Annotated in this window: 1 protein-coding gene and 1 pseudogene; both read right to left on the minus strand. The window is 62.7% G+C overall.

Annotated features, from left to right (window positions below; genetic code table 11):
• Positions 1–694, minus strand: a 694-nt coding sequence (locus EN969_RS32010; RefSeq protein WP_164758709.1) for a DEAD/DEAH box helicase, incomplete at its 3' end; no start/stop codon positions are given.
• A gap of 198 nt (positions 695–892) precedes the next feature.
• Positions 893–1,165 (minus strand): annotated as a pseudogene (locus EN969_RS32015) (NAD kinase); the annotation flags it as partial.

Here is a 1,165-nt window from a genome sequence, read left to right on the forward strand (position 1 = left end):
GCCGCTGGGTGATGTTGGTGGCGGCGGACGCGGCCTTCGAGACCTCGACGCGCACCGGCGCATGCAGGAATTTCTCGGTCAGCTTGGTGATTTCCGGCGGCATCGTCGCCGAGAAGAACAGCGTCTGCCTGGTGAACGGGATCATCTCGCAGATGCGCTCGATGTCGGGAATGAAGCCCATGTCGAGCATGCGGTCGGCTTCGTCGATGACGAGGATCTCGACGCCATTGAGCAACAGCTTGCCGCGCTCGCGGTGATCGAGCAGGCGGCCGGGCGTCGCGATCAGCACGTCGACGCCGCGCTCCAGCTTCTTGTTCTGTTCGTCGAATGAGACACCGCCGATCAGGAGCGCGATGTTGAGCTTGTGGTTCTTGCCATATCGGATGAAATTCTCTTCGACCTGCGCGGCGAGTTCGCGCGTCGGCTCCAGGATCAGCGTGCGCGGCATACGGGCGCGGGCCCGGCCGTTTTCGAGGCGGGTCAGCATCGGCAGCACGAAGGAAGCCGTCTTGCCAGTGCCGGTCTGGGCGATGCCCAAAATATCCTTGCCGAGCAAGGCGTGCGGGATCGCACCAGCCTGGATCGGCGTCGGCTGGGTGTAGCCGGCGTCGGTGACTGCGGAAAGGACCTTCGGCGACAGGCCGAGGTCTGCGAAGGTCAACGCTTCTTGAGCGGTCGTGGTGTCTGAGGACAAGTGTTGTTGTCTTTGGCTGGTTCGGGGAAGCGCAACGGCGTCTAATGGCGTCGCGGCAAGCGCCACGCGCCTGCAAGATCGGTATTGCAATTAGGAGCAAGCCCTCGATTTGTCAACAGAAACGGGCAGCAATGGCACGATTGTGAAGTTGTAACCTTAATCGGGATGCTTAATCGACCTGTCGGTCGCAGAGCCGGCTCAATAGCGGAACTGTTCGGCGAGAATACGCTCGTTCCAGGAATGATTGGGATCGAACAGCAACGTTGCTGTCGCCGTGGGTGATTCTCGCACCGTCACCGAGGTCACCGCCTTGACCTCGGTATGGTCGGCGGCGGCGTTCACCGGCCGCTTTTCCGGCTCGCGGATGTCGAAGCGCACCGTCGCTTTGTTGGAGAGCAGCGCGCCGCGCCAGCGGCGCGGGCGAAACGGGCTGACCGGGTCCACCGCCTACAATCTTTCGGCGCACGGGCC

The organism is Mesorhizobium sp. M7A.F.Ca.CA.003.01.2.1 (genome assembly GCF_003998945.1).
In the GTDB taxonomy this organism is placed as follows: Bacteria; Pseudomonadota; Alphaproteobacteria; order Rhizobiales; family Rhizobiaceae; genus Mesorhizobium; species Mesorhizobium ciceri.